General features: G+C 66.9%; 20 protein-coding genes and 7 tRNA genes. 10 read left to right on the top strand and 17 right to left on the bottom strand.

Annotated features, from left to right (window positions below):
* The first annotated feature begins 26 nt into the window (after positions 1-26).
* Both gloB and ACSQ19_RS13835 read left to right on the top strand, forming a co-directional pair.
* Positions 27-806, top strand: a complete 780-nt coding sequence (gene gloB / locus ACSQ19_RS13840; RefSeq protein ID WP_435997722.1) for a hydroxyacylglutathione hydrolase — start codon at positions 27-29, stop codon at positions 804-806.
* Positions 803-1,984: a transglycosylase SLT domain-containing protein gene (locus ACSQ19_RS13835; RefSeq protein WP_435997720.1), complete on the top strand. Its 1,182-nt coding sequence runs from the start codon at positions 803-805 to the stop codon at positions 1,982-1,984. Before gloB ends, ACSQ19_RS13835 begins: the two co-directional genes overlap by 4 nt.
* Before the next feature lie 66 nt (positions 1,985-2,050).
* Here ACSQ19_RS13835 and ACSQ19_RS13830 read toward each other — a convergent pair whose 3' ends face one another.
* From ACSQ19_RS13830 to ACSQ19_RS13770, 13 genes are all read right to left on the bottom strand, one after another.
* The gene (locus ACSQ19_RS13830; RefSeq protein ID WP_435997718.1) at positions 2,051-4,027 is read right to left on the bottom strand and encodes a SurA N-terminal domain-containing protein; all 1,977 of its coding nucleotides are present in this window, start codon (positions 4,025-4,027) and stop codon (positions 2,051-2,053) included.
* A gap of 170 nt (positions 4,028-4,197) precedes the next feature.
* Positions 4,198-4,274, bottom strand: a tRNA-Asp gene (locus ACSQ19_RS13825).
* 84 nt (positions 4,275-4,358) lie between these two features.
* Positions 4,359-4,433: transfer RNA gene (locus ACSQ19_RS13820), tRNA-Val, on the bottom strand.
* Positions 4,434-4,467: 34 nt separating this feature from the next.
* Positions 4,468-4,842, bottom strand: coding sequence for an HU family DNA-binding protein (locus ACSQ19_RS13815; protein ID WP_296280065.1), 375 nt, complete (start codon positions 4,840-4,842; stop codon positions 4,468-4,470).
* 122 nt (positions 4,843-4,964) lie between these two features.
* Complete coding sequence (gene lon / locus ACSQ19_RS13810) at positions 4,965-7,421, bottom strand: endopeptidase La (RefSeq protein WP_296280063.1); 2,457 nt, start codon at positions 7,419-7,421, stop codon at positions 4,965-4,967.
* A 183-nt stretch (positions 7,422-7,604) separates the two neighbouring features.
* On the bottom strand, positions 7,605-8,888 hold the full coding sequence (clpX, locus tag ACSQ19_RS13805; protein WP_435997716.1) for an ATP-dependent Clp protease ATP-binding subunit ClpX: 1,284 nt from the start codon (positions 8,886-8,888) through the stop codon (positions 7,605-7,607).
* 126 nt (positions 8,889-9,014) lie between these two features.
* On the bottom strand, positions 9,015-9,641 hold the full coding sequence (gene clpP / locus ACSQ19_RS13800; RefSeq protein WP_162336364.1) for an ATP-dependent Clp endopeptidase proteolytic subunit ClpP: 627 nt from the start codon (positions 9,639-9,641) through the stop codon (positions 9,015-9,017).
* Between the two features lie 75 nt (positions 9,642-9,716).
* Positions 9,717-11,009, bottom strand: coding sequence for a trigger factor (tig, locus tag ACSQ19_RS13795; RefSeq protein ID WP_435997713.1), 1,293 nt, complete (start codon positions 11,007-11,009; stop codon positions 9,717-9,719).
* A 238-nt stretch (positions 11,010-11,247) separates the two neighbouring features.
* Positions 11,248-11,333 (bottom strand) — tRNA-Leu (locus tag ACSQ19_RS13790).
* Positions 11,334-11,414: 81 nt separating this feature from the next.
* Positions 11,415-11,490: transfer RNA gene (locus tag ACSQ19_RS13785), tRNA-Lys, on the bottom strand.
* Positions 11,491-11,565: 75 nt separating this feature from the next.
* Positions 11,566-11,642, bottom strand: a tRNA-His gene (locus tag ACSQ19_RS13780).
* Positions 11,643-11,677: 35 nt separating this feature from the next.
* A tRNA-Arg gene (locus ACSQ19_RS13775) sits at positions 11,678-11,754 on the bottom strand.
* Positions 11,755-11,811: 57 nt separating this feature from the next.
* Positions 11,812-11,888, bottom strand: a tRNA-Pro gene (locus tag ACSQ19_RS13770).
* Positions 11,889-12,038: 150 nt separating this feature from the next.
* Between ACSQ19_RS13770 and ACSQ19_RS13765 the strand changes: the two genes are divergently transcribed.
* Positions 12,039-12,800: a Bax inhibitor-1/YccA family protein gene (locus ACSQ19_RS13765; RefSeq protein WP_435997711.1), complete on the top strand. Its 762-nt coding sequence runs from the start codon at positions 12,039-12,041 to the stop codon at positions 12,798-12,800.
* Between the two features lie 50 nt (positions 12,801-12,850).
* Here the strand turns inward: ACSQ19_RS13765 and ACSQ19_RS13760 are convergent, their stop codons facing one another.
* The 4 genes from ACSQ19_RS13760 to grxC all read right to left on the bottom strand — a co-directional run bounded on the left by ACSQ19_RS13760 (position 12,851) and on the right by grxC (position 16,189).
* A complete protein-coding gene (locus tag ACSQ19_RS13760) occupies positions 12,851-14,164 on the bottom strand; it encodes a Na+/H+ antiporter NhaC family protein (protein ID WP_435997709.1) in 1,314 nt (437 codons plus the stop codon).
* 132 nt (positions 14,165-14,296) lie between these two features.
* Complete coding sequence (locus ACSQ19_RS13755) at positions 14,297-15,304, bottom strand: isocitrate dehydrogenase (RefSeq protein WP_435997707.1); 1,008 nt, start codon at positions 15,302-15,304, stop codon at positions 14,297-14,299.
* Between the two features lie 202 nt (positions 15,305-15,506).
* The gene (locus ACSQ19_RS13750) at positions 15,507-15,902 is read right to left on the bottom strand and encodes a carboxymuconolactone decarboxylase family protein (protein WP_296280052.1); all 396 of its coding nucleotides are present in this window, start codon (positions 15,900-15,902) and stop codon (positions 15,507-15,509) included.
* Positions 15,899-16,189 (bottom strand): glutaredoxin 3, encoded by a 291-nt coding sequence (grxC, locus tag ACSQ19_RS13745; protein WP_435997705.1) that lies wholly within the window; start codon positions 16,187-16,189, stop codon positions 15,899-15,901. Before grxC ends, ACSQ19_RS13750 begins: the two co-directional genes overlap by 4 nt.
* A gap of 152 nt (positions 16,190-16,341) precedes the next feature.
* On the opposite strand from grxC, the gene ACSQ19_RS13740 reads away from it, so the two are divergent.
* The 7 genes from ACSQ19_RS13740 to ACSQ19_RS13710 all read left to right on the top strand — a co-directional run bounded on the left by ACSQ19_RS13740 (position 16,342) and on the right by ACSQ19_RS13710 (position 26,524).
* On the top strand, positions 16,342-18,018 hold the full coding sequence (locus ACSQ19_RS13740) for a M48 family metalloprotease (RefSeq protein ID WP_299341642.1): 1,677 nt from the start codon (positions 16,342-16,344) through the stop codon (positions 18,016-18,018).
* A gap of 100 nt (positions 18,019-18,118) precedes the next feature.
* Complete coding sequence (gene phoB / locus ACSQ19_RS13735; RefSeq protein WP_296280049.1) at positions 18,119-18,808, top strand: phosphate regulon transcriptional regulator PhoB; 690 nt, start codon at positions 18,119-18,121, stop codon at positions 18,806-18,808.
* A 59-nt stretch (positions 18,809-18,867) separates the two neighbouring features.
* A complete protein-coding gene (phoR, locus tag ACSQ19_RS13730) occupies positions 18,868-20,211 on the top strand; it encodes a phosphate regulon sensor histidine kinase PhoR (RefSeq protein ID WP_435997702.1) in 1,344 nt (447 codons plus the stop codon).
* Positions 20,208-22,295 carry a polyphosphate kinase 1 gene (ppk1, locus tag ACSQ19_RS13725; RefSeq protein ID WP_435997700.1) on the top strand — a complete coding sequence of 696 codons (2,088 nt, stop codon included), beginning with the start codon at positions 20,208-20,210 and terminating at the stop codon, positions 22,293-22,295. The genes phoR and ppk1 overlap by 4 nt, the downstream gene beginning before the upstream one ends.
* A 92-nt stretch (positions 22,296-22,387) precedes the next feature.
* Positions 22,388-23,908 (top strand): exopolyphosphatase, encoded by a 1,521-nt coding sequence (gene ppx / locus ACSQ19_RS13720; RefSeq protein WP_436000982.1) that lies wholly within the window; start codon positions 22,388-22,390, stop codon positions 23,906-23,908.
* Positions 23,909-23,938: 30 nt separating this feature from the next.
* Positions 23,939-25,126: an erythromycin esterase family protein gene (locus tag ACSQ19_RS13715; RefSeq protein WP_435997698.1), complete on the top strand. Its 1,188-nt coding sequence runs from the start codon at positions 23,939-23,941 to the stop codon at positions 25,124-25,126.
* A gap of 141 nt (positions 25,127-25,267) precedes the next feature.
* The gene (locus ACSQ19_RS13710; RefSeq protein WP_435997696.1) at positions 25,268-26,524 is read left to right on the top strand and encodes a sensor domain-containing phosphodiesterase; all 1,257 of its coding nucleotides are present in this window, start codon (positions 25,268-25,270) and stop codon (positions 26,522-26,524) included.
* Positions 26,525-26,540: the final 16 nt, after the last annotated feature.

Here is a 26,540-nt window from a genome sequence, read left to right as displayed (position 1 = left end):
TCCGTCCCGCCCGGAGCCTTTCCCCGATGCGCCTGCTTGCCCTGCCTGCTTTCGAGGACAACTACATCTGGGCGCTGGTCGACGACGAGGGCGACGCGCTGGTGATCGACCCCGGCGATGCCGCGCCCGTCCTGGCCGCGACCGGCAACGGGTTGTGGCCGGCGGCGGTGCTGATCACCCACCATCACGCCGACCACGCCGGGGGCGTCGCCGCGTTGCGCGCCCGATGGCCGACGCTGCCCGTGTTCGCGCCTGCCGACGACCGCATTCCCGACGCTACCGAACGCGTCGGCGAAGGCGATGTCGTACGGGTGAAGCACTGGGCGCTGTCGGTGCTCGCCGTGCCTGGACACACGCGCACCCACATCGCCTTCCATGGCGGCGGCGGCGACGGTCCGCTGCACCTGTTCTGCGGGGATACGTTGTTCAGCCTGGGCTGCGGTCGCCTGTTCGAGGGCACGCCGTCGCAGATGCTCGAATCGCTGGATCGCCTGTCCGCCCTGCCCGGTGCATCGCTGGTCTGTTGCGGCCACGAATACACCCTGGCCAACGGCGCGTTCGCGATTGCCGTGGACCCGCTCAACCCGGCCCTGCGGCAACGCATCGAAGACGTCCGCACCATGCGCCAAGCGGGCCGTCCCAGCCTGCCGGTGACGCTGGCCAGCGAGTGCGCGACCAATCCTTTCCTGCGCGTGGACAGCGCCGAGGTCCAGGCCACCATCTCCCACCGCCTCGGCCGGCCGCCGGTCGATCGGATCGAGACCTTCGCGACCCTGCGGCAGTGGAAGAACGACTTCCGCGCATGAAACATCCCCGTGCCCTGCCCCTTGCCGGACTGCTGGCGACCGGCCTCGCGCTGGCATCTCAGACCGTCGTTGCCGCGGATCCAGCGACGGCGGAGAACGCACCGGCGACGCTCGACGTACTTGCCGTCGACCCCTCCCCGCTCGCCGCCGGCGATCAACGCAGCGGCCTGGACATCTACCAGCGCTTCCGCGACGGGCTGGCCGATCCGACGTGCGACAGCGCGGCGACCCAGGGGCGCTGGAAGAAGCATTTCAGCCATGCGCCCGGACAACTCGCGCGCGCGGAAGACGACGTGCTGCCGTTGTTCGGCTACGTGGTCGACGCATTGCGCGAAGCGCAGCTGCCGACCGAGTTCGCGCTCATCCCGTTCGTGGAGAGCGGATACAAGCCCGGCGCGCGCAATCCCCAAGGCCCGGCGGGGTTGTGGCAGTTCATCGGCATCACCGCGCGCAACCATGGAGTCCCGATGCGCGAGGGTTACGACGGCCGGCTGTCGCCCGTGGATTCCACCCAGGCCGCCGTCCGTTATCTCAAGACCCTGCACGGCATGTTCGGCGGCGACTGGCGATTGGCCGTGATGGCCTACAACGCCGGCGAATACCGCGTCCTGCAATCCATGCGCCGTGCCGGCATGAACGCCCGCAATGCGCGTCCCGCCGAGTTGCCCGGCCTGTCCGGCATCACCTACGCCTACGTGGAGAAGCTGCACGCGCTGGCCTGCATCTTCCAGCAGGCCGACGATCGCGATGCGTGGCTCAAACAGATGGATCGCCCGGTGCCGCGCCTGGCGGTCCATGTGCTGCCAGGCGATGCCACGCTCGAGGCCTGGGCCACCCGGCACCATCAACCACTCGCCTTGCTGACGCGCCTCAATCCCGCGCTCTCCGGTCGATTCAGCCGTGGCACCAAGCCGATCCGGCTGCTGGCGCCGACGTACGCGAGCGCGGACGAGGCCGCCGCGCCGGCGCCATTGGCCCTCGCCACAGACGACGCTCGCGCCACCGGAGGCGCCGCCGCGGGCGCACGCACGCATACGGTCCAGCGTGGCGACTCGGCGTGGACCATCGCACGTCGCCACGGACTTACGCCCGAGCGGCTTCTACAGCTGAATGACCTGAAGGCAAATGCCGTGCTGCGTCCTGGCATGGTGCTGAAGCTGGACAGCGCCGCAGAGTAGCGACGAGGCTCGCCACAAAGAAGAATCCCGCCGGTCGGCGGGATTCGGATCCAACATCGGTCGGGCTCAGAGCCGCTCTTCGAAGACCTTGACCTTGAAACGCTTGCGCAACGCGTCCACGTACGCCTGCGTCGCGATGCCGCCATTGAGCTGCATCAGTTGCTGCTGCATCGTCGCGCGCTCTTCGGCCGGCATGTCCGCGATGGCGCCATCGGTGACCTTGTTCACGGTGAAGACGGCATAGGCGCCCTGGCCCAGGGCCACCTGGCCGGCGACAACCTTCCCCTCCGCCGGCCGTCCGGCGGCGAAGATCGCCTCGTTGGCTTCGGCCGTCGGCATCGGCATGCCGCGACGCAGGCCCGGCAGTTCGTTGAAGCGCAGGCCTTCCGCAGCGGCGATGGTGGCGAGCGACTCGCCCTTCTTCACGCGTGCGAGCAGGGCATCGGCGGCGGCGCGCGCGGCTTTCTCGCGACGGTCCTGGCGGATGGCGAACACCACCGCATCGCGCGCCCTGTCCAGCGGCAGCGCCTGCTCGGGCGTGTGCTGGGCGACGCGGATGATGACACTGTGGTTGGGGGCGATCTCGATCCGATCGCTGATGGTGCCGTCCTGCACCAGCGTGTCGGAGAACGCGGCGCGCAGCACGGCGGGCACCGTCGCGATGCCCTGGGGGTCGTTGCGGGAGAACGGACCCACCTTCTGCAGCGGCAGGCCGGTCGCCGCCGCTGCGGGCGCCAGCGCCGTCGGATTCTTCAACGTTTCGTTGACCACGCGACCCGCGAGGTCGTTGTAGGCACGGTCACGTTCACCGCTGGCTTCTTCCGCGGCCAGCTCGCCACGCACGTCTTCGAAGCTGCGGCCTGCGCCGGGATTGACCTGCTTCAGCTGCAGCACGTGGTAACCGAAGTCGCTCTTCACCGGGCCGCGGATCTCGCCGGCCTGCATGGCGAACGCCGCATCCTCGAACGGCTTGACCATCGAGCCGTCCTTCGCGAACGGCGGCAGTTCGCCGCCCGCGTCCTTCGACCCCGGATCGTCCGAATTGGCGCGCGCCAAGGCCGCGAAATCCGCGCCCTCGCGGGCCTGCTTGGCCAGCGCCGCAGCCTTCTCTTCGGCCTTCTTCTGCGTGGCGGCGTCGGCGCCCGCATCGACCGCGATCAGGATATGGGCGACCACGCGCTGCTCCGGCGACATGAAGCGCGATTTCTCCGCCTCGTAGCGCTTGCGCAGCGCGGCTTCGTCGGCGGTCGCGGCGACAGGCAGCGTCGCGCCGTTGATCTCCACGTACTCGAGTGACACCTGCTCAGGCTGCTTGAAATCGCTCTTGTGGCCGTCGTACCACGCCTTGATCTGTGCGTCGGTCACCTCGGCGCTGTCCTCCGCCACCGGCGGCAGCAGCGCGATGCCGATATCGCGGGTCTCGCCCAGCAACTTCCACATGCGCGCCTGCTCGCCTTCGGTGGTGAAGTCGGACTCGCCGATGGCCTGCGGCAACAACATCATGCGCAGCCGCTCGCGCTGCTGTTCCTGGAACTGCACCGGCGAGATCGCAGGCACCTGCGACGACAGCAACATCTGGTACTGCTCGGGACTGAACTTGCCGTCGACCTGGAACGCCGGCTCGCTCATGATCATCTTCTGCACCGCCGCGTCGCCCACGACGATGCCGGCGCGCTTGGCGCCCAGTGCAAGCACTTTCTGGTCGATCAGCTGCTCGAGCACCTTGCGCTTGTTGTCCGCGCTTTCGAACTCGCGCGGATCGAATGCCTCGCCCTGTGCCTGGCGCTGCTGCTGGCGTGCCTGCTCGAACGCCTCGCGGAAATCGTCCTGCGTCACTTCCTCGCGCTGCCAGACCATCGACACAGGCCACCACTGCGGAGCGGACTCCCACCATGTCGGCGGTGCCTCGACGAGGGCCACATCGCTGGCGGTCCCGCCCGTCATGTACTCGTTCACGCCCACGAAGGCGAACGGAATGATCAGCAGCCCCAGGATCAGGCTGGCGACCCAGCCAGAGGTTTTGTCGCGGAGTTTCTGCAGCATGTGCGCACGGGATCCGAATTCGTTCAGCCGCGCAGTTTACCGTGCCGTTGCACGCGCGTCTCGCCGTCCGGCGGACTCACCGCGCCCTCAGGGCATCGAATCGCACGGGGGGAACACAGTGCGACAGCCGGAAAGCAAAAAGCCCGCTTTCGCGGGCTTTTTGGGTGAAATGGCGGAGTGGACGGGACTCGAACCCGCGACCTCCGGCGTGACAGGCCAGCATTCTAACCGACTGAACTACCACTCCGCGCTGAGACGAACATTGTAAGACGATTTGCGCAACTTCCGCTAGACCGTCCGACAATTTTTTTGATCCTGCATCGCCCCGATGTGGTGGGTGCTGAGGGTTTCGAACCCCCGACCCTCTCCGTGTAAGGGAGACGCTCTACCGCTGAGCTAAGCACCCGGGTGATCGCACCCTGCCATCGGCAGCGAGTCGATTAGTTTACGGCATCCTTCAGGGCTTTGCCAGCCTTGAACGCGGGGTTCTTGGACGCCTTGATCTTGATGGTGTCGCCCGTCTTCGGGTTGCGGCCCGTACGAGCGGCGCGCTTGCGGACCTGGAAGGTGCCGAAGCCGACCAGCGTCACGCTGTCGCCCTTCTTCAGGGCCTTGGTGATGCTGGAGATGACGGCGTCGACGGCACGGCCGGCTTCGGCCTTGGACACTTCGGCTTCGTCGGCGACGGCATCGATCAATTCGGTTTTGTTCATTGAGTAACTCCCTGTGCGGCACAACCGCGGAATGAGTGACCGGAACCCGGAACGTGGGCCTTCGCTTGTCTCGCGGGAGCCGGTCGTGATGTCCACGCGCATCGAGGCGTCGCCTCGTGCATGCGGGTGTCGTCGTTATACCAGCGCGAAAAATGGCACGCAAGCCGAAAACCCAGCAATGACGCGGGTTTCGGGGCGATGACACGCACCGCCCGTCGCCTTGGTCAATGCTTCACGCCGGGTTGCGGCGAGCCTTTGCCCTTGCCCTTGCCCGTTGTCGCCACCGCCCTTCCTCCACCGTCGTTGCCGGTGGCGGGCACGGGTGCCAACGGTCGCTCGAGCGCCAGATCGAGCACTTCGTCGATCCACTTCACCGGCACGATCTTCAGGCCGTCGGTGACGTTCGCGGGGATGTCGGCCAGGTCCTTCTTGTTCTCGTCGGGGATGATGACGGTGGTGATGCCGCCACGGAGGGCCGCGAGCAGCTTTTCCTTCAACCCGCCGATCGCGGTGACGCGTCCGCGCAGCGTGATCTCACCGGTCATCGCCACGTCGGCGCGAACGGGATTGCGCGTCAACGCGGACACCAGTGCGGTCACCATCGCGATGCCCGCGCTCGGACCGTCCTTGGGTGTCGCACCGTCCGGTACGTGCAGGTGCACGTCGTGCTTCTGCAGGAATTCCGCATCCACGCCCAGGCTCACCGCGCGCCCGCGCACCACGGACATCGCGGCGGAACCGGATTCCTTCATGACGTCCCCCAGCTGGCCGGTCAGCAACATGCCGCCCTTGCCCGGAACCAGCGCGACTTCGATCTGCAGCAGATCGCCACCGACTTCGGTCCACGCGAGGCCCGTCACCAGGCCGATCTCGTTCTGCTCCTCGGCGCGCCCGAAGTCGTAGCGGCGCACGCCGGCGTACTTGTCCAGGTTCTTCGCAGTGACCTGCATCGCGGCAGGCTTCTTCTTGGACGTGGCCGGCCTGGGGCCCGCAAGCGCGAGCTCCTTGACGACCTTGCGGCAGATCTTCGCGACTTCGCGCTCGAGGTTGCGCACGCCGGACTCGCGCGTGTAGTAACGCACCAGGTCGCGGATCGCGCCCTCGGCGATCTTCAGTTCCTCGGCCTTCAGCCCGTTCGCCTTCAGCTGCTTGGGCACCAGGTAACGCTGTGCGATGTTGACCTTCTCGTCCTCGGTGTAACCGGGGATGCGGATGACCTCCATGCGATCCAGCAACGGCCCCGGGATGTTCAGCGAATTCGACGTCGCGACGAACATCACTTCGGACAGGTCCAGGTCCACTTCGAGATAGTGGTCGTTGAAGGCGTTGTTCTGCTCCGGATCCAGTACCTCGAGCAGGGCGGAAGACGGATCGCCGCGGAAGTCCATCGACATCTTGTCGATTTCGTCGAGCACGAACAGCGGGTTCTTGCTGCCGGTCTTGTTGAGGTTCTGCACGATGCGGCCCGGCATCGAGCCGACATAGGTACGACGATGGCCCCGGATTTCGGCTTCGTCGCGCACGCCGCCCAGCGACATGCGGACGAATTTGCGGTTCGTCGCCTTGGCGATGCTCTGGCCCAGCGACGTCTTGCCGACGCCGGGCGGTCCAACCAGGCACAGGATCGGACCGCGCAGCTTCTTCACGCGCGACTGCACCGCGAGGTACTCGAGGATGCGTTCCTTGACCTTCTCCAAGCCGTAGTGATCGGCGTCCAGCGTATCCTGCGCGACCTTGAGGTCCTTGCGGACCTTGGTGCGCTTGTTCCACGGCACGCCAAGCAGCCAGTCCAGGTAGTTGCGAACCACGGCGGCTTCGGCCGACATCGGCGACATTTGCTTGAGCTTGTTGAGCTCGTTGCGCGCCTTCGTCTCGACGGGCTTGGGCATGCCCGCTTCCGCGATCTTGCGAGCCAGTTCCTCCAGCTCGTTGGGCGCCTCGTCGAGCTCGCCCAATTCCTTCTGGATGGCCTTCATCTGCTCGTTGAGGTAGTACTCGCGCTGGCTCTTCTCCATCTGCGACTTCACGCGGCCGCGGATGCGCTTCTCCAGCTGCTGAACATCGATCTCGCCATCGACGAACCCGACCAGCAGCTCCAGCCGCTCGCCCACCTCGACCGTTTCGAGCAGGCGCTGCTTGTCGCTCAAGCGCACACCGAGGTGCGCCGAGATGGTATCGGCCAGGCGACTGGGCTCATCGATGCCCGCCAGCGTCTGCAGCAGTTCGGGCGGCAGCTTGCGGTTGGTCTTGACGTACTGCTCGAACAGGCCCATCAGTGATCGCGCCACGGCCTCGATCTCGCGCGGCTCACGGGCGTCGGTGGAATCGATCTCTTCGCCCTGTCCGTACAACGAACCATCGCGCTCGACGACGTTCGACACGCTGACGCGCGCGGTGCCCTCGACCAGCACCTTGATGGTGCCATCCGGCAGCTTCAACAGTTGGAGCACCTGCGCGAGCGTGCCGACCGTGTAGAGGTCAGCGGCGGCCGGGTCATCGGTTTCGGCGGACTTCTGCGCCAGCAGGATGATCCGCTTGTCGGCTTCCATGGCCTGCTCGAGCGCACGCATGGACTTGTCGCGACCGACGAACAGCGGGATGACCATATGCGGAAACACCACGACGTCGCGTAATGGCAGGACCGGCAGGTCGAGGATTTCGGAGGGGGAACGACGGGGCATGGGGGCTCCAGCGAGGTGCGGAATGCAGGGGTGCGAAGGCACCAATGGGCCCGTTATGGGGCCATCGCCTGAGGGATGCAAGAGCGTCGCCAAAACCCGAGGGAAACCAGCGGCTTGGAGAGCGAGGCCAAAAACTGAACAGGCGCCACAGGGGCGCCTGTCAGGGCTTGCATGAAAGCCGGATCACTCCGCGGATGCGACCTTCTGCGCCGGGGGATTCTGGTAGATGAGGTACGGCTCGGACTTGTGTTCGATCACCGACTCGTCCACCACCACCTTGCTGACGTTCTCCAGCGAGGGCAACTCGTACATCGTATCCAGCAGCACCGACTCGACGATGGTGCGCAGGCCTCGCGCGCCGGTCTTGCGCTTGAGCGCCTTGCGGGCGATCGCCGACAGCGCATCCGGGCGGAACTCGATCTCCACGCCTTCCATCTCGAACAGCTTCTTGAACTGCTTGGTGATGGCGTTCTTCGGCTCGGTGAGGATCTTGACCAGCGCCGCCTCGTCCAGTTCTTCCAGCGTGGCGACGACCGGCAGGCGGCCGACGAACTCGGGAATCAGGCCGAACTTGATCAGGTCTTCCGGCTCGACTTCCGACAGGACCTTGCCCACCTCGGACTTCTTCTCCGAGCTCTTGACCTTGGCGCCGAAGCCGATGCCGCCGGCCTCGGTGCTGCGCTGCTGGATGATCTTGTCCAGGCCGGCGAACGCACCGCCGCAGATGAAGAGGATGTTCTTGGTGTCGACCTGCAGGAATTCCTGCTGGGGATGCTTGCGGCCGCCCTGCGGCGGCACGCTGGCGACGGTGCCCTCGATCAGCTTCAGCAGCGCCTGCTGCACGCCTTCGCCGGACACGTCACGGGTGATCGACGGGTTTTCGCTCTTGCGCGAGATCTTGTCGATCTCGTCGATGTAGACGATGCCCTGCTGCGCCTTGTCGACGTCGTAGTCGCACTTCTGCAGCAGCTTCTGGATGATGTTCTCCACATCCTCGCCCACGTAACCGGCTTCGGTCAGCGTGGTGGCGTCGGCAATCGTGAACGGCACGTTGAGCAGGCGCGCCAGCGTCTCGGCCAGCAGGGTCTTGCCGGAGCCGGTCGGACCGGCGAGCAGGATGTTGGACTTGGCCAGTTCGACGTCGTCGTTCTTGTTGCGGCTCTCGATGCGCTTGTAATGGTTGTAGACGGCCACGGCCAGCGTGCGCTTGGCGCGGTTCTGGCCGATCACGTACTGGTCGAGGACCTCGAGGATCTCGCGCGGCTTGGGCAGGTGGCTGCGCGCGGACTGGGCCTTCTCTTCCAGCTCTTCGCGGATGATGTCGTTGCAGAGTTCCACGCATTCATCGCAGATGAACACGCTCGGGCCCGCGATCAGCTTACGGACCTCGTGCTGGCTCTTGCCGCAGAACGAGCAGTACAGGATTTTGGTGCTGTCGCCGGAACGGCCCTGACGATCTTCGCTCATGCTGGTATTACTCGGTCGCTCAACCTGCCCGGAGGGGCTTGCGGTCGGAGAATAGCACACGGTCCCGGCTTGTCAGCCGGGACCGTGAACAGGGGTATTTGCGCCTGAAAACCCGCAATCCGTCGATCAGGCCGACTGGATGGAATCTTCCGGGCGACGCTCGAGCACCTGGTCGACGAGGCCATAAGCCTGCGAATCCGCCGCGCTCTTGAAATTGTCGCGCTCGGTATCGCGCTCGATGGTTTCCAGCGACTGACCCGTGTGATGGGACAGGATGGCGTTCAGCTTCGCGCGCAACGTCAGGATTTCACGGGCGTGGATGTCGATATCCGTCGCCTGGCCCTGGAAGCCGCCCAGCGGCTGGTGGATCATCACGCGGGAGTTCGGCAGGGCATAACGCTTGCCCTTCGCGCCGGCCGCCAGCAACAGCGCACCCATGCTGGCTGCCTGGCCCACGCAGATGGTGCTCACGTCGGGCTTGATGTACTGCATGGTGTCGTAGATCGCCATGCCCGCCGTGACCACGCCACCGGGCGAATTGATGTACAGGCTGATGTCCTTCTCGGGGTTTTCGGCCTCGAGGAACAGCATCTGCGCCACGATGACGTTTGCCACGTGGTCGTCCACGCCGCCGACCAGGAAGATCACGCGCTCCTTGAGCAGGCGGGAATAGATGTCGTAGGCGCGCTCGCCGCGGCTGGTCTGCTCGACCACCATCGGCACCAGGTTGAGGGCTTGGGTTTGAATGCTCATCGGTTCTCGCGCCTGTCGTTCAAGGGAAGGTCCGGCCTAGGATAGCCGGACCTTCTGGCCGGGCGGGCGCCCGGATCAGTTGCGGATGGCTTCCTGGAAGGAAAGCGCCTGCTCGGTGTGCTGGGCGCGCTCGGCGATCCAGTCGATCACCTGCTCTTCCATCACACGACCCTGCAGACTGTTCATCAGTTGGGGGTCGTTGCGGTACAACTCAATGACCTGCTCCGGCTCCTCGTAGGTCGAGGCGATCAGGCGCAGCGTTTCGTTCAGGCGCTTCGGATCCAGGCGCAGCTGGTTGCGGCGCGCCACTTCGCCCACCAGCAGGCCGACCAGGACGCGCTTGCGGGCGGCGTCCGTGAAGCCCTCGTGGGCATTCTCGGGAATCTGCACCTGCTGGCCCTGGCGGCGCGCCTGCTCGGCGGCCTGCTGGACCATCACGCGCGCTTCGTTCTCGACCAGGCGCGGCGGCATCTCGACGTGCGAATAAGCGGCGATCAGCTGCTCGCCGACCTCGCGACGCAGGCGGGTCATCAGCGCGCCCTTCAGCTCGCGCTCCAGGTTGCTGCGGATGTCGGCGCGGAACTGCTCCACGTCCCCGCCCTTCACGCCGAAGCTGCGGATGAACTCGCGATCGACTTCAGGCAGCACCGACTCGGCCACGTCGGTGACCTTTACGTGCACGTCGACCTGACGGCCGGCCAGCTGCGGCACGCGCCAGTCGGCCGGGAACGTCACGGACACGGTCTTTTCTTCACCCTTCGTGAGTCCCACCAGCGCCTGCTCGATCTCGCCGAACATCACGCCCGAACCGATCAGGGTGGCGCCCTTTTCGGCGCCTTCCGCCGGCATGCGCTCGTCGCCTGCCTGGGACCAGGTTTCGAGCGCCACGCGGTCGCCCTCTTTCGCGCCGCGCTCGACGGCCTGGAAGGTGCGACGCTGCATGCGCAGGTTGTCCACCATCTGGTCGATGTCGGCATCGGTCACTTCGGCCATATTGCGCACCACCTTGAGGGTGGTGACGTCGATGTCGCCGAACTCCGGCACCACTTCGAACGTGGCGACGAAATCCAGTTCACCGTCGCCCTGCTTTTCGATGCGCGGGTTGCCGGCGAGCTGCAGGTCCTGCTCGCGCACTGCATTGTTGAAGGTCTCGCGCAGCAGACCGTCGAGGGCTTCTGCACGCACCTGGTCGCCGTAACGCTGCTCGATGACCTTGGCTGGCACCTTGCCGGGGCGGAAACCCTTGATGCGCGCCGTACGCGACAGCTCGCGCAGGCGGCCACCGATATGGGTGTCCAGGCGCTCCGCCGGCAGGCTGAAGCTCATGCGGCGTTCGAGGTTGCCGACCGATTCGACCGAAACTTGCATACTCACTGACTCCTGCAGCCACGACTAAGCCGGGGCGATGTTGATAATCCGGGACGCCTGGGCCCAGAGCACGAAGCCCTTCCCGGCGGAACTTGCTAGTTTCGCCGATTCCGGGACAGGCTGCCAGCGGTGACGGGCGCCGCGCGGCAGCAGACGCAACCCGGGCGCGCACCCGGGAGGTCGGAAGAAGGCTCGGGGGACCGGCCGTCGGGTCGCCCTGCCTTCAACGGATGGAGCGTGGTGCGAAAGGAGGGACTCGAACCCTCACGGGGGTTACCCGCTGGAACCTAAATCCAGTGCGTCTACCAATTCCGCCACTTTCGCAGTACGTGTCGCATTGTAGCGGCCGGCATGGCGCGACCGACAATAAAAAAACGCCCGGCTTGCGGCCGGGCGTTTCGGGTTTGGTGGGCCGTCAAGGATTCGAACCTTGGACCTATTGATTAAGAGTCAACTGCTCTACCAACTGAGCTAACGGCCCCGAAACATCAGACGCGTAGTGTAACCGCATCGTTTTTTTCTGTGAACCCCCGCGACGCGGACGTCCTGCAATCAATGGGGTGGCTGAGGGGACTCGAACCCCCGACATCTGGAATCACAATCCAGTACTCTAACCAGCTGAGCTACAGCCACCACTGAAACCTGCACCCTGACGGTTCGCACCGCCGTGGCGCGCCCGACAGGACTCGAACCTGTAACCGCCGGCTTAGAAGGCCGGTGCTCTATCCGGTTGAGCTACGGGCGCTCTGTCCGGATTGTCGCATCCCTCACCCTGCCGGAACACAACGACACCGCGTCGGGCTGGTCGGGGTAGAGGGATTCGAACCCCCGACCCTCTGCTCCCAAAGCAGATGCGCTACCAGACTGCGCTATACCCCGACGAGGGTCCCGGCATGGCGCCTGGACGCCAACGAGGTCGCGTATTGTCGGAACCTGTGGCCTTGCTGTCAAACGAAACCTGAAGGTCTTCCGCTTGCGATATGCTCGGCCGCTGGGGACAGATGTCCGGCAACCATAAAGGGAACGACGATGCGCAGCGGCAATCCGGCTTTGAAGGAATCCACCTTCCTCGATCTCGGCAGTGGTGCGGTCGTCTCGCGCGACGGCGAGGCGATGACGCTCAACGGCACCATCAACAAGACGGGCATCCTGCTGTTGCTGACCGTGCTGACGGCGGCGTTCTCCTGGAACCAGGCGCTCGGTACGGACGGCCTGCCCGCCCCCGGTTTCGCGGTGTACATGTGGGGCGGCGCCATCGGCGGCCTGGTGCTGGCGCTGATCACCGTCTTCAAGAAGACCTGGGCGCCCGTCACCGCGCCGCTGTACGCGCTGGTCGAAGGGTTCTTCCTGGGTGCGATCTCCGCGGTCTACAACGCGCAGTTCGGCGGCATCGTGATGCAGGCGGTGATGCTGACGTTCGGCATCCTGTTCGCGCTGCTGTTCGCCTACCGCAGCGGCCTGATCAAGGCCACCGAAAACTTCAAGCTGGGCGTGGTGGCCGCGACCGGCGGCATCGCCCTGGTCTACCTGGCGAGCATCGCGCTGGGATTCTTCGGCATCAAGATCCCGCTGATCCATGAGTCCGGCCTGGTCGGCATCGGCTTCAGCCTGTTCGTCGTCGTCATCGCCTCGCTGAACCTGGTGCTGGATTTCGATTTCATAGAAAGCGGCGTCGAGCAGGGGGCACCGAAGTACATGGAGTGGTACGGCGCCTTCGGCCTTATGGTCACGCTGGTCTGGCTGTACCTGGAACTGCTGCGCCTGCTGTCGAAGCTGCAGTCGCGCGACTGAGCCTCGATGGCCAGAGCGGGAACCGGACGGGGCGCGCAAGCGCCCCGTTTTCATTCGGTGGCGCGTGCCGCGCGGCGCGAGGGCCAGAGGATGAAAGCCAATGCCGATGCCGCAAGCAGCCAGCAGTAGTACACGCTGCCAGCCAGCGCCAGCGGCGACACGGCGGCCAGTGATGCCGCCAGCAGTATCTGCGCGCCATACGGCAGCACGCCCTGGATCACGCACGCGAAGATGTCGAGCACGCTGGCCGCGCGCCGCGGACTGATGCCATGGCGCTGTGCGATGTCCTTCGCCAGGCTGCCGGTGACCAGGATCGCCACGGTGTTGTTCGCCGTCAGCGCGTCCGACCCCGCCGCCAGTGCAGCGATGCTGATTTCGCCCGAGCGGCGCCCCGTGCGGCCGCGCGCGAACCTTGCGATGACCTGCGCCAACCAGTCCAGGCCGCCCGTGACCTTGATCAGCGCAGCCAGACCGCCGATGAGGATCGACAGCAGGGTGATCTCCACCATGCCCTCGAAACCCAGATAGATGTCTCCGGCGAAGGAGACCACGTCGTAGTCTTCGGCCAGCACGAAGCCGAACACGCCCGATGCCACCAAGCCGATGCCGAGCACCAGCACCACGTCCAGGCCCGCCAGCGCCAAGCCGAGCACCAGCACGTAGGGCAGTACCAACCACGGCGACGCGGCGTCCGGCGCTTCCACCGGGGCTGCGTCGCCCAGCGAACCCAAAAGGACGATCGTGGCAATGGCGGCAGGCAGCGCGATCTTGAAGTTCTCGCGGAACTTGTCGCGCATCTCGGCACCCTGGCTCCGGGTCGCCGCGATGGTGGTGTCCGAAATGATCGACAGGTTGTCGCCGAACATGGCGCCCCCCAGCACGGCGCTGACGACCAGCACCCGGTCCAGTCCGGCCGCATCCGCCACGCCCAGCGCAATGGGCACGACCGCCGCCACGGTGCCCATCGACGTGCCGATGGACAGCGACACGAAGGCCGCCACGAGGAACAGGCCGGGCAGGATCAGGCTGGCCGGCAGCGCGCCCAATCCCAGCGCGACGACCGCATCGACCGCGCCGATGGCCTTGGACACGGTCGCGAATGCGCCCGCCAGCAGGAAGATCAGGCACATCAACATGACGTTGCTGTCGCCCATGCCCTGCAGCAGGGTCTGCTGCGCAGGCAGGCCGCGCCGGCGCGCCAGCCAGACGCCCAACGCCAGCGCCGGCAGGATCGCCACCGGCGCGCGCAGCTGGTAGAACCCCATCGCCTCGCCCTGCGCCGTGTAATACAGCCCGGCACCGAAGAACAGCGCCAGGAACAGCAGCAACGGGGTCAGCGCGAGCGCGCTGGGACGGACGGACATGGCAGGGCCTTCTGCGTGGGGCCGCGGATTGTGCGTGCCGCCAGCCTAGCGTCCAACCCCATGGATGGGACAGGGACAAACAAAAACGGGACGCTGAGCGTCCCGTTCGTGCTTGCCGCGATGTGGCCGTGCTTACACGCGGCTGGCGATCGCCTTCGCGAACGACATCGTGGTGCCCTCGCCGCCCAGATCCGGGGTCAGCGAATCCTTGGCTTCCAGCGTGCCGATGATGGCCGCGCGCAGGCGCTCGGCCTTCTCCGGCTGGCCCAGGTGGTCGAGCATCTGGGCCGCGCCCAGCAACAGCGCGCACGGATTGGCGACGCCCTTGCCGGCGATGTCCGGGGCCGAGCCGTGCACGGCTTCGAAGATCGCCGCGTCCACGCCGATGTTGGCGCCCGGGGCCAGGCCCAGGCCGCCGACGAGGCCGGCGCACAGGTCGGAGATGATGTCGCCGAACAGGTTGGTGGTGACGATGATGTCGAACTGCTCCGGACGCATCACCAGCTGCATGCAGGTGTTGTCCACGATCATCTCGTTGGTCTGGATGTCGGGGTACTGCGCGGCGACTTCGCGCGCGACCTTCAGGAACAGCCCCGAGGTCGTCTTCAGGATGTTGGCCTTGTGGACGATCGTGACCTTCTTGCGACCGGTCTTGCGGGCCAGGTCGTAGGCGTAGCGCACGATGCGGTCGGAGCCCTTGCGGGTGATCTTCTGCGTCAGCAGCGCGGTCTCGCCGTCTTCGGAAATCGACTGGCCTTCACCGATGTACGCGCCCTCGGTGTTCTCGCGCACGGTGATCAGGTCCACGCCCGAAGGGAAGCGCGACTTGGTGTTCGGGAACGACTTCGCCGGACGCACGTTGGCGTACAGGTCGAAGTGGCGGCGCAGGGCCACGTTGATCGAGCTGAAACCCTCGCCCACCGGCGTGGTCAGCGGACTCTTCAGCGCCACGCCGTTCTTGCGGATGGAGTCCAGCGTGGCCTGCGGCAGCAGGTCGCCGTGCTTTTCCAGCGCCACCAGGCCGGCATCGGCTTCCTCGTAGGCCAGGCCGACCTTGAGGGCGTCGAGCACGTAAAGGGTGGCGTCCATGATCTCCGGGCCGATGCCATCGCCGCGGATGACCGTAATCGTCTGGGTCATTGAGTGGGGTTTCCGAACAGGGGCACGCACCGGACAAGGCCACGACGCGCGCGAAAAGGAAGATTTGTCCGCCAATTATGCCCGAACGGCCGGCAAGTCCCCTAATCGACCATGGTCTGAGCCCCCGCCCGCGCCAGGCGCGGACGGCAGGCAGGGCGCCGCCTCTTCGCGTCGCGGGCTTTCCTCGCGGAAAAGCGGAACGTCAGCCGTGGTCGTGCGCCGGCGGCGTATCCGCCTGGCCGCCCTCCAGCTGGTCCAGGAAATCCACCGCGCGACGCAGGTGCGGGATGACGATCGACCCGCCGACGACCAGTCCCACCGAGAAGGTTTCGAAGAACTCCTCGCGGGTCACGCCCGCTTCCTTGCACTGCGCGACGTGGTAGCTGATGCAGTCGTCGCAACGCAGGACCATCGAGGCGACCAAGCCCAGGAGCTCCTTGGTCTTCACGTCCAGCGCGCCTGCCTGGTAGGTCTGCGTGTCGAGCGCGAAGAAGCGGCGAACCACCTGGTTCGGTTCGTCCAGGATGCGCTTGTTCATGCGCTGCCGGAATTCGGTGAACGCCTTCACCCGGTCCTGGCTGTCGTCGGGGGCGCTCATGCGGCATCTCCGGCCAGCAAAGGCTCCAGCTGTCCGGCGCGATGCAGCGCGATCATGTCGTCGTAGCCGCCGACGTGGACGTCGCCGATGAATATCTGGGGGACGCTGGTGCGCCTGGCCTTGGCGACCATCTTCTCGCGCTCGGCCGGATCCAGGTCGATGCGCACTTCCGTCCAGGTCTGGCCCTTGCTCTTGAGGAAGTTCTTGGCGGCGACGCAATACGGGCAGATGGCCGTGCTGTAGAGCGTGATCTCGGGGGCGCTGGCGGCGTGGGGGGGGTTGCTCAAGGCAGGTCTCCGGAACGGAATGGGCGACGGGTAGTCCCGTCGATATAGGGCAGTGCGCGCCGTCTTCCAGTGAACGAAGTGGAACAGTGCGACCCGGTACGGGCCCGGTTAACCACGTATTCACTTGCCCGGATCGACGAACGGTCATCCTGATGAAGACGCCCATTATCCGCCACGGAGCCCCCCGTTTGCGTCCCTTGCTGCTTGCCACCGCCCTGACCCTGATCGTCGCCGCGCCCCTGGCCGCCTCGCAGGAAAGCCGTTTGCCGGACATCGGGTCCTCGGCGGGCGAGCTGCTCACGCCCGCCCGGCAGGCCCAGTACGGCGGCATGATGCTGCGCGAGCTGCGCAACTACGGTTACCTGCTGGAAGACCCGCTGGTCACCGACTGGCTGCAGGGCGTGGGCGGGCGACTGGGTGCGGACAGCGATAACCCGCAGCAGTCCTACACGTTCTTCATGATGCGCGACCGGCAGATCAACGCCTTCGCCACGCTCGGCGGCTACATCGGCATGAACGCGGGCCTGGTGCTGACCGCCGACCGCGAAGACGAGGTGGCGGCGGTGCTCTCGCACGAGATCGCCCACGTCACCCAGCAGCATGTGCTGCGCGGCGTCGAGCGGGCCCAGCGCGACCAGGTCCCGATCCTGCTGGGCATGCTGGGCGCCATCGTGCTGGCGCAGGCGGCCGGCGGCAGTTCCAGCGGGGATGCGTCGCAGGCGGCCATCGCCTCGGCGATGGGCCTGATGCAACAGCGCCAGATCGACTACACGCGCTCCAACGAGTCGGAAGCCGACCGGGTCGGCATCCGCACGCTGTCGCGCGCCGGCTACGACATCGATGCGATGGCCGGCTTCTTCGCCAAACTGCAGCAGGCCACCCGGGTCGCTCGCGGGAGCGGTCGCGAATCGGTGCCGGATTATCTGCAGACCCACCCGGTCACCACGACCCGCATCAGCGAGGCCCGCCAGCGTGCGGACCAGTTGCGCGGCAACCAGGTGACGGCGGTGACCAGCGTGCCGGGCGGGGAGCGGGTGGAGCGCTTCGACCGCAACGCGGTGACCCTGGCGGAAACCCGCAGCGACAATCCGCTGCTGCCGATCCCGGTGACCCTGCCCTCACAGGCCTTCCGGCAGGGCGATACCGGCCAGTTCGACTGGGCCCGCGAACGCCTGCGCGCACTCAGCGCCAGTACGCCGTCTGCCGCGGTCCGCGAATACGAGACCCTGCGGCGCCAGGCCGGCAAGCCGCTGACCGGGCCGGAACGGTATGGGCTTGCCGTGGCCCATCTGCAGGGCGGCGATACCCGTCTGGCGCTGACGGAGCTCAAGCGGCTGGCCGATGAGCATGCCGACAACCTGTGGGTCGCGCTGGCGCTGGGTGAAGCGGAATCGCGCACCGGAGACCGTGCCTCGGCGAACCAGCGCTTCGACGCCCTGATGTTGCGGTATCCCCAGAACCGGCCCGTCGCGCTGACGTACGCCAAGGTGCTCAATGAACAGGGGGGCCGTGACGCCGGCCAGCGGGCGCAGGCCGTGCTCCGCCCCCTGATGGCGCGCGCGGGCGACGACCCGGTGTTCCAGCAGAATTTCGCCCGGGCCAACGAGTTGGCTGGCGATACCGCGCGCGCCGGCGAGGCGTATGCCGAAGCGGCCTACCTGAACGGTCGGCCCGAGCAGGCTCTGATCCAGCTCCAGAATCTCAAGAAGCAGAGCGACCTGGACTTCTACGCGCGCGCCCGTGTCGATGCCCGCATAGCCGCCATCACGCCGGAGGTGCTCGAGCTGCGCCGGCAGGGCGTGCGCGACCCGGACGTGGAACGACGCTGACCGGCCTGCGGGCGCCGCCATGACAGCCCCGCGGCATGTCATGTAAACGTCATAAAATTGTCGTCTACTGGCGTCGTCCCTCCCCGCACACGGATCCTGCGTGCAGAAGCACATCCTGATCGTCGACGACGAGCCCGCCATCCGCGACATGGTGGCCTTCGCCCTGCGCAAGGGCGACTACGAACCGATCCATGCCGGCGACGCCCGCGAAGCCCAGAACGCCATCGCCGACCGCGTGCCCGACCTGATCCTGCTGGACTGGATGCTGCCCGGTACCAGCGGGCTGGAACTGGCCCGCCGCTGGCGCAAGGACGCCATGACCCGCGACGTGCCGATCATCATGCTCACCGCCCGCGGCGAGGAGAACGACCGGGTCGGCGGGCTGGAGGCCGGCGTCGACGACTACGTGGTCAAGCCCTTTTCCGCCCGCGAGCTGCTCGCCCGCATCCGCGCCGTCATGCGCCGCTCGCGCGACGACGACGAGGACGGCAGCGTCGCGGTGGGCAACCTGCGCATCGACGGTGCCGCCCATCGCGTGTTCGCCGGCGATACGCCGGTCGCCATCGGCCCCACCGAGTACCGCCTGCTGCACTTCTTCATGACCCACCCCGAGCGTGTCTATTCGCGCACGCAGTTGCTCGACCACGTGTGGGGCGGCAGCGTGTATGTGGAAGAGCGGACCGTCGACGTGCATATCCGCCGACTGCGCAAGACGCTCGAACCCCATGGCCTGGAAAACATGGTGCAGACCGTCCGCGGTTCGGGCTACCGCTTCTCGGCGGCGATGTGACCCTGCCGGCGGCGGCGCCGCCCGCGCAGGCTGTCATACACATCTGACACAATCGATCCATGCCCCACGACATCCGCACCGCCTGGTTCAAGACGCTCGGCCAGCTGGCCCTGATCCTGGCGATGGCGGTCGTGGTCGGCCTGCTGCTTGGACAGGTCTGGCCCGTCGTCACCGTCGCTGCCCTCGGGGTCGTCGCGTGGCACTACTGGCGGCTTCGCAAGGTGTTGCTGCGCCTGACCGCCCGGCAGCGGATGGAACCGGCGCAGGGCAAGGGTGTCTGGAACGAACTAGACCGCCTGCTGTTCCGCGGCCAGGCCGAGATGCGCACCCGCAAGCGCCGCCTGCTCGACATGCTGCGCGCCTACCGCGCCGCCGCCGCCGCACTGCCCGATGCGGTCGTCGTCGTGGAACGGAACAGCCAGCGCGTGCAGTGGTTCAATCGGGCCGCCACCCATCTGCTGGGCCTGCAGTACCCCACGGACATCGGCGCCCCGGTCGGCGACCGCCTGCAGCCCTTGCCGATGTCGCACTGGCTGGCCGCGGGCCGCAACGCCGAACCCATGCTCGATGCGGCCTCGCCGGTCGATCCGAACCTGCGGCTCAACCTGCGGTTGATCCCCTATTCCGACGAGTACTGGCTGCTGGTCGCGCGCGACGTCAGCAAGATGCTGCGCCTGGAGCAGATGCGGCGCGACTTCGTCGCCAACGTCTCGCACGAACTGCGCACGCCGCTGACCGTGGTGCACGGCTACCTGGACATGCTGGAGCCCACCGAGTACCCGGACTGGGCGCCGATGCTGGCCGAGATGCAGAAGCAGTCGCAGCGCATGACCCAGCTGGTGGAAGACCTGCTGACGCTGTCGCGCTTGGAAGCGCAGGACAGCCTGCCCGACGAGAACGTCGCGATGGCGCCGATGCTGGCCACGCTGCGTCGCGAGGCGGAAGCGCTGAGCCAGCGCCGCCACACCATCGTGGTCCAGGACGAGGCGAGCGTGGACCTGTCAGGCTCCAACAAGGAACTGCACAGCGCCTTCTCCAACCTGGTCAGCAACGCGGTGCGCTATACGCCGGTCGGCGGCACCATCACCGTGCGCTTCGCGCGCGAGGGAGACGGCGCGGTGCTCAGCGTGCGCGATACCGGCTACGGCATCCCGACGTCGCACCTGCCGCGCATCACCGAGCGCTTCTACCGCGTCTCGACCAGCCGCTCGCGCGAGAGCGGCGGCACCGGCCTGGGACTGTCGATCGTCAAGCACGTGCTGAACCTGCACCAGGCCCGCCTCGAGATCGAAAGCGAGGTCGGACAGGGCAGCCTGTTCTCCATCCATTTCGGCGCCGAACGTGTCGAGCCTCGCCTCGACGCCGCCCCGCGCGCCCTCACCACGGACAGCCAGACCGCATGAACGCCGCCCTGGACACGACGCCCGCCCCTGCCACCGGCGAAGACGCGCTGCGCGACCCGGCGCTCTACCTCAACCGCGAACTGTCCCAGCTGGACTTCAACTTCCGCGTGCTGGCGCAGGCCCAAGACCCGTCGGTACCCTTGCTGGAGCGGCTGCGCTTCCTGTGCATCTCCTGCACCAACCTGGACGAGTTCTTCGAGATCCGCGCCGCCACCGTGCGCCACGCACTCGACTTCGGCCTGCCGCCGGGCGCGGATGGCATGAGCCCGGCGACCGTGCTCAACAAGATCCACGACCGCGCCGCCGAACTGGTCGACGCCCAATACAAGTGCTGGAACGAGGTGCTCCGCCCCGGACTGGCCGAAGCCGGCGTGCGCGTATTCGGCCGCGACAGCTGGAATGCGCGCCAGACGCGCTGGCTGCGCGCCTATTTCCGCAACGAGATCATGCCGGTGCTGTCCCCGCTGGGCCTGGACCCGGCGCATCCGTTCCCGAAGATCCTCAACAAGTCGCTGAACATCGTGGTGGTGCTGAAGGGCAAGGATGCGTTCGGCCGTGCCGGCCACCTGGCCATCGTGCGCGCGCCGCGCTCACTGCCGCGCATCATCCACCTGCCGCAGCGCGTGTCCGGTGGCGAGAACGACTTCGTGCTGCTTTCCTCGGTGCTGTCGGTGTTCGTGGACGAACTGTTCCCGGGCATGGAAGTGAAGGGCTCGTACCAGTTCCGCGTGACGCGCAACTCCGAAGTGGTCGTCGACGAAGAGGAAGTCGAGAACCTGGCGCTGGCGTTGCGCGACGAGCTGGTAGGCCGTGGTTATCGGCCGGCCGTGCGCCTGGAGATCGCGCACGACTGTCCCAAGCCCATCGTGCGGCAGTTGCTGCAGAACTTCGCGCTGCCCGACAACGCGGTGTATCCGATCAACGGGCCGGTCAACCTCAACCGCGTGATCCAGGTGTACGACCTGGTGCAGCGCCCGGAACTGAAGTACCCCGTGTTCACCCCCCGGCCGCTGCGCGACAGCGAGGCGATCTTCGAAAAGGTCGCCGACGACGACGTGCTGCTGCACCACCCTTTCGATTCGTTCGGCGCCGTGCTGGACCTGATCAAGCAGGCCGCGGTGGACCCCGACGTGCTGGCGATCAAGCAGACGCTCTACCGCACGGGCAAGGATTCGGCGATCGTCGAAGCGCTGGTGCAGGCGGCGCGGAACGGCAAGGACGTGACCGTCGTGGTCGAACTGCGCGCCCGTTTCGACGAGGACGCCAACCTCGGCGTGGCCGACAAGCTGCAGGAAGCCGGCGCGCAGGTGGTGTACGGCGTCGTGGGTTACAAGACGCACGCCAAGATGCTGCTCATCGTGCGCCGCGAAGGGCGCAAGCTGCGGCGCTACGTGCACCTGGGCACCGGCAACTACCACAGCGGTACAGCACGCGCGTATACGGACATCGGCCTGCTCACCGCCGACCCCGACATCGGCAGCGACGTGCACCTGCTGTTCCAGCAGCTCTCCGGCCTGGCGCCCACGACCAAGCTCAAGCGACTGCTGCAATCGCCCTTCACGCTGCACCCGGGCCTGATCAAGAAGATCGAACGCGAAGCCAAGCTGGCGCGGGCCGGCAAGCCGGCGCGCATCATCGCCAAGATCAATGCCATCAACGAGCCGCGCATCATCCGCGCGCTGTATGCGGCCTCGCAGGCAGGGGTACGGATCGACCTGATCGTCCGCGGCGCCTGCGCGCTGCGCCCCGGGGTGCCGGGCATTTCCGACAACATCCGGGTGCGCTCCATCGTCGGTCGCTTCCTCGAGCACAGCCGTCTCTACTGGTTCGGCAACGACGGCGCGCCGGAACTCTACTGCGCGAGCGCCGACTGGCTCGAACGCAATCTGCTGCATCGCGTTGAGACCTGCTTCCCGATCCTGGACAAGGACCTGGCGGCACGGGTGTTCAAGGACGGCCTGCAGAACTATCTCGATGACAACTGCAATGCGTGGGAGCTGCAGGCCGATGGAAGCTACGTCAAGCTGACGCCCGGCGACGACGTGCCGCATTCGGCGCAGGCCACCCTGCTGGAAAAGGTGTGAGGCGACCCCCGCATGCGGCCTGCGATGACGCGCCTGCCGATCGCGTTGCTGCCATGCACGGCGCCATTGGCTAAACTGACCGCATGGCGCCCCTGACTTCCCCCACTTCCCCGCCGCTCCAGGACGGGGACATGCTGGCCGCGATCGACCTGGGCTCCAACAGCTTCCACATGGTGGTCGCGCGTTCGCTGCTGGGGCAGTTGCGCGTCGTGGACCGCCTGCGCGAGACGGTGCGCATGGCCGACGGCCTCGATGGCAAGGGCGGCCTGTCCGCCGCGGCACGGCAACGTGCCCTGGATTGCCTCTCTCGCTTCGGGCAGCGCATCCGCGACATTCCTGCCGCCCGCGTGCGTGCGCTGGCGACCAACACGGTGCGACAGCTGCGGGATCCGCAGGACTTCCTGGCAGCGGCGGAAGCCGCGCTGGGCAAGCCCATCGAAGTCGTCTCCGGGCGCGAAGAAGCGCGACTGATCTACCTCGGCGTGGCGCATTCGCAGCCGCCGAAGTCGAACCAGCGCCGCCTGGTCATCGACATCGGCGGCGGCTCGACGGAATTCATCATCGGCCGCGGCTTCGAGACGCTGGAGCGCGAAAGCCTTCAGGCCGGCTGCATCGCCAGCACGCGCCGCTTCTTCCCCGGGGGCAAGCTGTCGCGCAAGCGCTGGAAGGAAGCGCTCACCGAGATCGGAGCCGAGTTCCAGCAGTTCGCCGGCCTGTACCGCAACCTCGGGTGGCAGGAAGCCATCGGCTCGTCCGGCACGAACAAGGCCATCGGCGAGATCTGTGCGGCGATGAAGCTCACCAAGGGGGCGGTGACCGCCGAGGCGCTGCCGCAGGTGCGCGACCGACTGCTGCAGGCCGACCGCATCGAGGACATCGACCTGCCGGGCCTGTCCAACGACCGCCGGCCCATCATTGCGGGCGGCGTGCTGGTGCTGGAGGCCGCCTTCGAGGCGCTGGGCCTGCAGCGCCTGATGGTGAGCAAGGCGGCCATGCGGGAAGGCATCCTGTTCGACATGCTGGGCCGCGGCAGCGACAACGATCCGCGCGATCTTTCCACTGCCGCGCTGATGCAGCGCTACGGCATCGACGAATTCCAGGCCGCGCGCGTGGAGGCGACGGCGATGCGCCTGTTCGAGCAGGTGGAGGACAGCTGGGGCCTGGACGACGACGACGCACGCATGCTCGGCTGGGCCGCGCGCCTGCACGAGATCGGCCTGGTGATCGCGCACAGCCAGTACCACGTGCATGGCGCGTACCTGCTGGAACATTCCGACATCGAAGGTTTCTCGCGCCAGGAGCAGCAGGTACTTTCGGCGCTGGTCCGCACCCACCGGCGTGGCGTGCCCAAGACCGCCTTCGACGCCCTGCCCGATCGCCTGCTGCTCAGCGCCAAGCGCAAGGCTGCGCTGTTGCGCCTGGCCGTGCTGCTGCACCGCTCGCACGACAACGAGGCGATCCCCCGCCTGGACCTGACCGCGGCGGACGACCGCCTGGACCTGGTGGTGAGCAAGAAATGGATCGACGCACGCCCGCTGCTGCGTTCGGATCTCGTCGGCGAGCCCGAGGACATGCAGGGCCTGGGCGTGGCGTTCAAACCGTTCGTGGCGTAGCGGAAATCCATGCAGGCCAGGGAGGGCCGATTGAGAACCTGTCTGAAGCACCTCGCGATCCTGATGCTCGCGCTCGCGATGCCTGGCATCGCCACCGCGTCGACGGTTCCAGTCGCCGACGACTTCGACGCGGCGATCGAATCGCTGTGTACCCAGCGCGTGGTGATGCTGGGCGAAGACGCCGGCCACGGTGCCGGTGCCACCGTGATGTTGAAGGGCCGCATCGTCGAGGCGCTTGTCGATCGATGCGGATTCGATGCGCTCTACTTCGAGAGTTCGGTCTACGAGTTTCTCGCGCTGGAAGAGCAGCTGGCCCGGGGCACTGCTCAGCCGGCACGGCTTGCCGAGGCCATCGGCCCCCTGTGGTCCGGCACGCGGGAATTCCAGCCGACACTGCGTTGGCTCTGGGATCGCGCCAGCAAAGGCACCCTGCGCCTGCGCGGCCTCGACATTCAGGTAGGCGGCGTATCGCAACCGTTCTCGGAGCATGCGCTTCCCCGGCGCCTTGCCGCGCATGCCGGATCCGCACGCGTCGCTTGCGAAGGCCGGCTGGCGCGCCTGACGCAATGGGATTTCAGTGCCTCCCATCCGTACGACGATGCATTCCGGGATGCCCTCCGCCGTTGCTTGAAGAAGATCGGGCGCGGTGTATCCGGACCCGATGGGCAGGCCGATCGTGCAATGGCGATCAGTCTTGGCCAATTCCTCGACATGTCCAGCGGGGCCTCCTTCAGTACGCGCGATGAGGGCATGGCACGGAATTTCTCGTGGCAGCATGCACGCACACCGGGTGAGCGCGCCATCATCTGGACGTCGACACCGCATGCGGTGAAAGCCCCGCTTCCGGATCGGCCCGATCGGATTTCGCTGGGCATGCACCTGCACCGCCGACTGGGGAGTGGCCTGGCCAGTGTGGGCTTCACCGCACGATCGGGTCGCCACGGCCGCCCCTCCCTGCCACGTGTGGCTATCGCGCTCTCGGCGACCTCGCTCGAGGCACGCGGCGGGATACCGATGTATCTGGACAGCACGCGTCTTCGCAGCATGGGCCCCATCGAATCGTCGGTCGTCGCCTACCGACATCCGCAGCTCGCCGACTGGAGTGCGTTGCTGGATGGCATGTGGATGCTGCCGCTGGAAACCCCGCTGAGCGCCGTCGAGGCTGCCGGCTCGCCATCGTCCGCGGACGACGAGTCCCCCTCACCCGGCAAATTGTGACTTGAGGTTACACTCGACCCCGCCCCGGCTCTGCGGCGCGTCTAACGCCTTCGCCCCGCGCCACCTCCCCAGCGCCCGTGCGATGGGGGCAGAACACGACGGCTGACTATTCGTCGCGTACCTGACTTCAGGAGGAAGCCCGTGATCGACAGTAGGAAACCCGAGGAGGCGTTGACCGACGCTTGGCTGGAAGGCGGGCCCGGCGCCGTCGCGATCGGCCGCAACGTGGACCGGCTGCTCGACGCGGTACGCCGCCACCTCGACATGGACGTGGCCTTCGTCAGCGAATTCCATGGCAGCCACCGTGTCTTCCGCCATGTCGCCACCCGACTCGACCGCGCGCCCATCCGGCCCGGCGATTCCAGCCCGCTGGACGAGGGCTACTGCATGCGCGTGGTCGAAGGGAGCATCCCGCAGCTCATCCCCGATACGGCGGCAATCCCCGCGCTGGAATGCATCCCCGAAACACAGCACGTGCCGATCGGCGCGCACATCAGCGTGCCCATCCGGCTGCGCGACGGACGCGTCTACGGCACGTTCTGCTGCTTCAGCCTGGCGCCCAGCCTGTCGCTCGGCGAGCGCGACCTGCACATGATGCGCGCGTTCGCGGACCTGCTCGCCTACCAGATCGACGGCGACCTGCATGCCGTCCAAGAGCATGAAGAGAAGGTGGCGCGCATCACCTCCGTGCTGGAACTCGGCCAGCCGCACATGGTGTACCAGCCGATCTACCGCAGCAGCACGCGCAGGATCGTCGGCGTGGAGTGCCTGTCTCGCTTCCTGCTGGAACCGCAGCGCACGCCCGACGTGTGGTTCGCCGAAGCCCGCGCCATCGGCCTCGGCGTCAGGCTGGAACTCAATGCCATCCTGTCCGCGCTGGACGGCCTGCGCGAGGTCAGCGGCGATTTCTATGTCGCGCTGAATGTCTCGCCGCAGACCCTCGTCAGTGGCGGCATCGACGGCTACATCGACGACCTGGATCCACGGCGCGTGGTGCTGGAGATCACCGAGCACTCGCTGGTCGACGACTATGCGTTGCTCAACGAACGGCTGGCGCCGTTGCGCGAGGCCGGCGTGCGCATCGCCGTGGACGATGCCGGCGCCGGCTACGCCAGCATGCGGCACGTGCTCGCGATCCATCCGGACATCATCAAGCTGGACCTGAGCCTGACGCGCGGGATCGACCACGATTCGCCGCGTCGCGCACTCGCTGCCGCCCTGATCGAATTCGCCCGCCAGACGCAGTCGCACGTGGTGGCCGAAGGCGTGGAGACCGCCTCCGAACTGGACGCCCTGCGCGCGCTCGGCGTCGACGACGTGCAGGGCTACCACCTGGCGCGCCCGCTCGAGGCCGACGCACTGGCCCGCCGGATCGCGGCCGAGCGCCGGCGCTACTGAGGCATGCCCGCGACCT

The sequence above is a fragment of the Pseudoxanthomonas sp. LjRoot127 genome (genome assembly GCF_964253495.1).
Lineage (GTDB): Bacteria > Pseudomonadota > Gammaproteobacteria > Xanthomonadales > Xanthomonadaceae > Pseudoxanthomonas_A.
The sequence above is the reverse complement of the archived record's forward strand: the minus strand, read 5'-3'. Positions and strand labels throughout refer to the sequence as shown.

Coding starts and splice junctions, on each gene's coding strand:
- ACSQ19_RS13815 (WP_296280065.1), bottom strand. CDS start 4,842: ATGCGCGTGGACATCACGACCGGCTCCCGCGAGACAAGCGAAGGCCCA.
- ACSQ19_RS13755 (WP_435997707.1), bottom strand. CDS start 15,304: ATGACCCAGACGATTACGGTCATCCGCGGCGATGGCATCGGCCCGGAG.
- ACSQ19_RS13830 (WP_435997718.1), bottom strand. CDS start 4,027: ATGCTGCAGAAACTCCGCGACAAAACCTCTGGCTGGGTCGCCAGCCTG.
- ACSQ19_RS13760 (WP_435997709.1), bottom strand. CDS start 14,164: ATGTCCGTCCGTCCCAGCGCGCTCGCGCTGACCCCGTTGCTGCTGTTC.
- ACSQ19_RS13750 (WP_296280052.1), bottom strand. CDS start 15,902: ATGAGCGCCCCCGACGACAGCCAGGACCGGGTGAAGGCGTTCACCGAA.
- ACSQ19_RS13740 (WP_299341642.1), top strand. CDS start 16,342: ATGAAGACGCCCATTATCCGCCACGGAGCCCCCCGTTTGCGTCCCTTG.
- phoR (WP_435997702.1), top strand. CDS start 18,868: ATGCCCCACGACATCCGCACCGCCTGGTTCAAGACGCTCGGCCAGCTG.
- tig (WP_435997713.1), bottom strand. CDS start 11,009: ATGCAAGTTTCGGTCGAATCGGTCGGCAACCTCGAACGCCGCATGAGC.
- ACSQ19_RS13765 (WP_435997711.1), top strand. CDS start 12,039: ATGCGCAGCGGCAATCCGGCTTTGAAGGAATCCACCTTCCTCGATCTC.
- ACSQ19_RS13835 (WP_435997720.1), top strand. CDS start 803: ATGAAACATCCCCGTGCCCTGCCCCTTGCCGGACTGCTGGCGACCGGC.
- ppk1 (WP_435997700.1), top strand. CDS start 20,208: ATGAACGCCGCCCTGGACACGACGCCCGCCCCTGCCACCGGCGAAGAC.
- clpX (WP_435997716.1), bottom strand. CDS start 8,888: ATGAGCGAAGATCGTCAGGGCCGTTCCGGCGACAGCACCAAAATCCTG.
- lon (WP_296280063.1), bottom strand. CDS start 7,421: ATGCCCCGTCGTTCCCCCTCCGAAATCCTCGACCTGCCGGTCCTGCCA.
- clpP (WP_162336364.1), bottom strand. CDS start 9,641: ATGAGCATTCAAACCCAAGCCCTCAACCTGGTGCCGATGGTGGTCGAG.
- gloB (WP_435997722.1), top strand. CDS start 27: ATGCGCCTGCTTGCCCTGCCTGCTTTCGAGGACAACTACATCTGGGCG.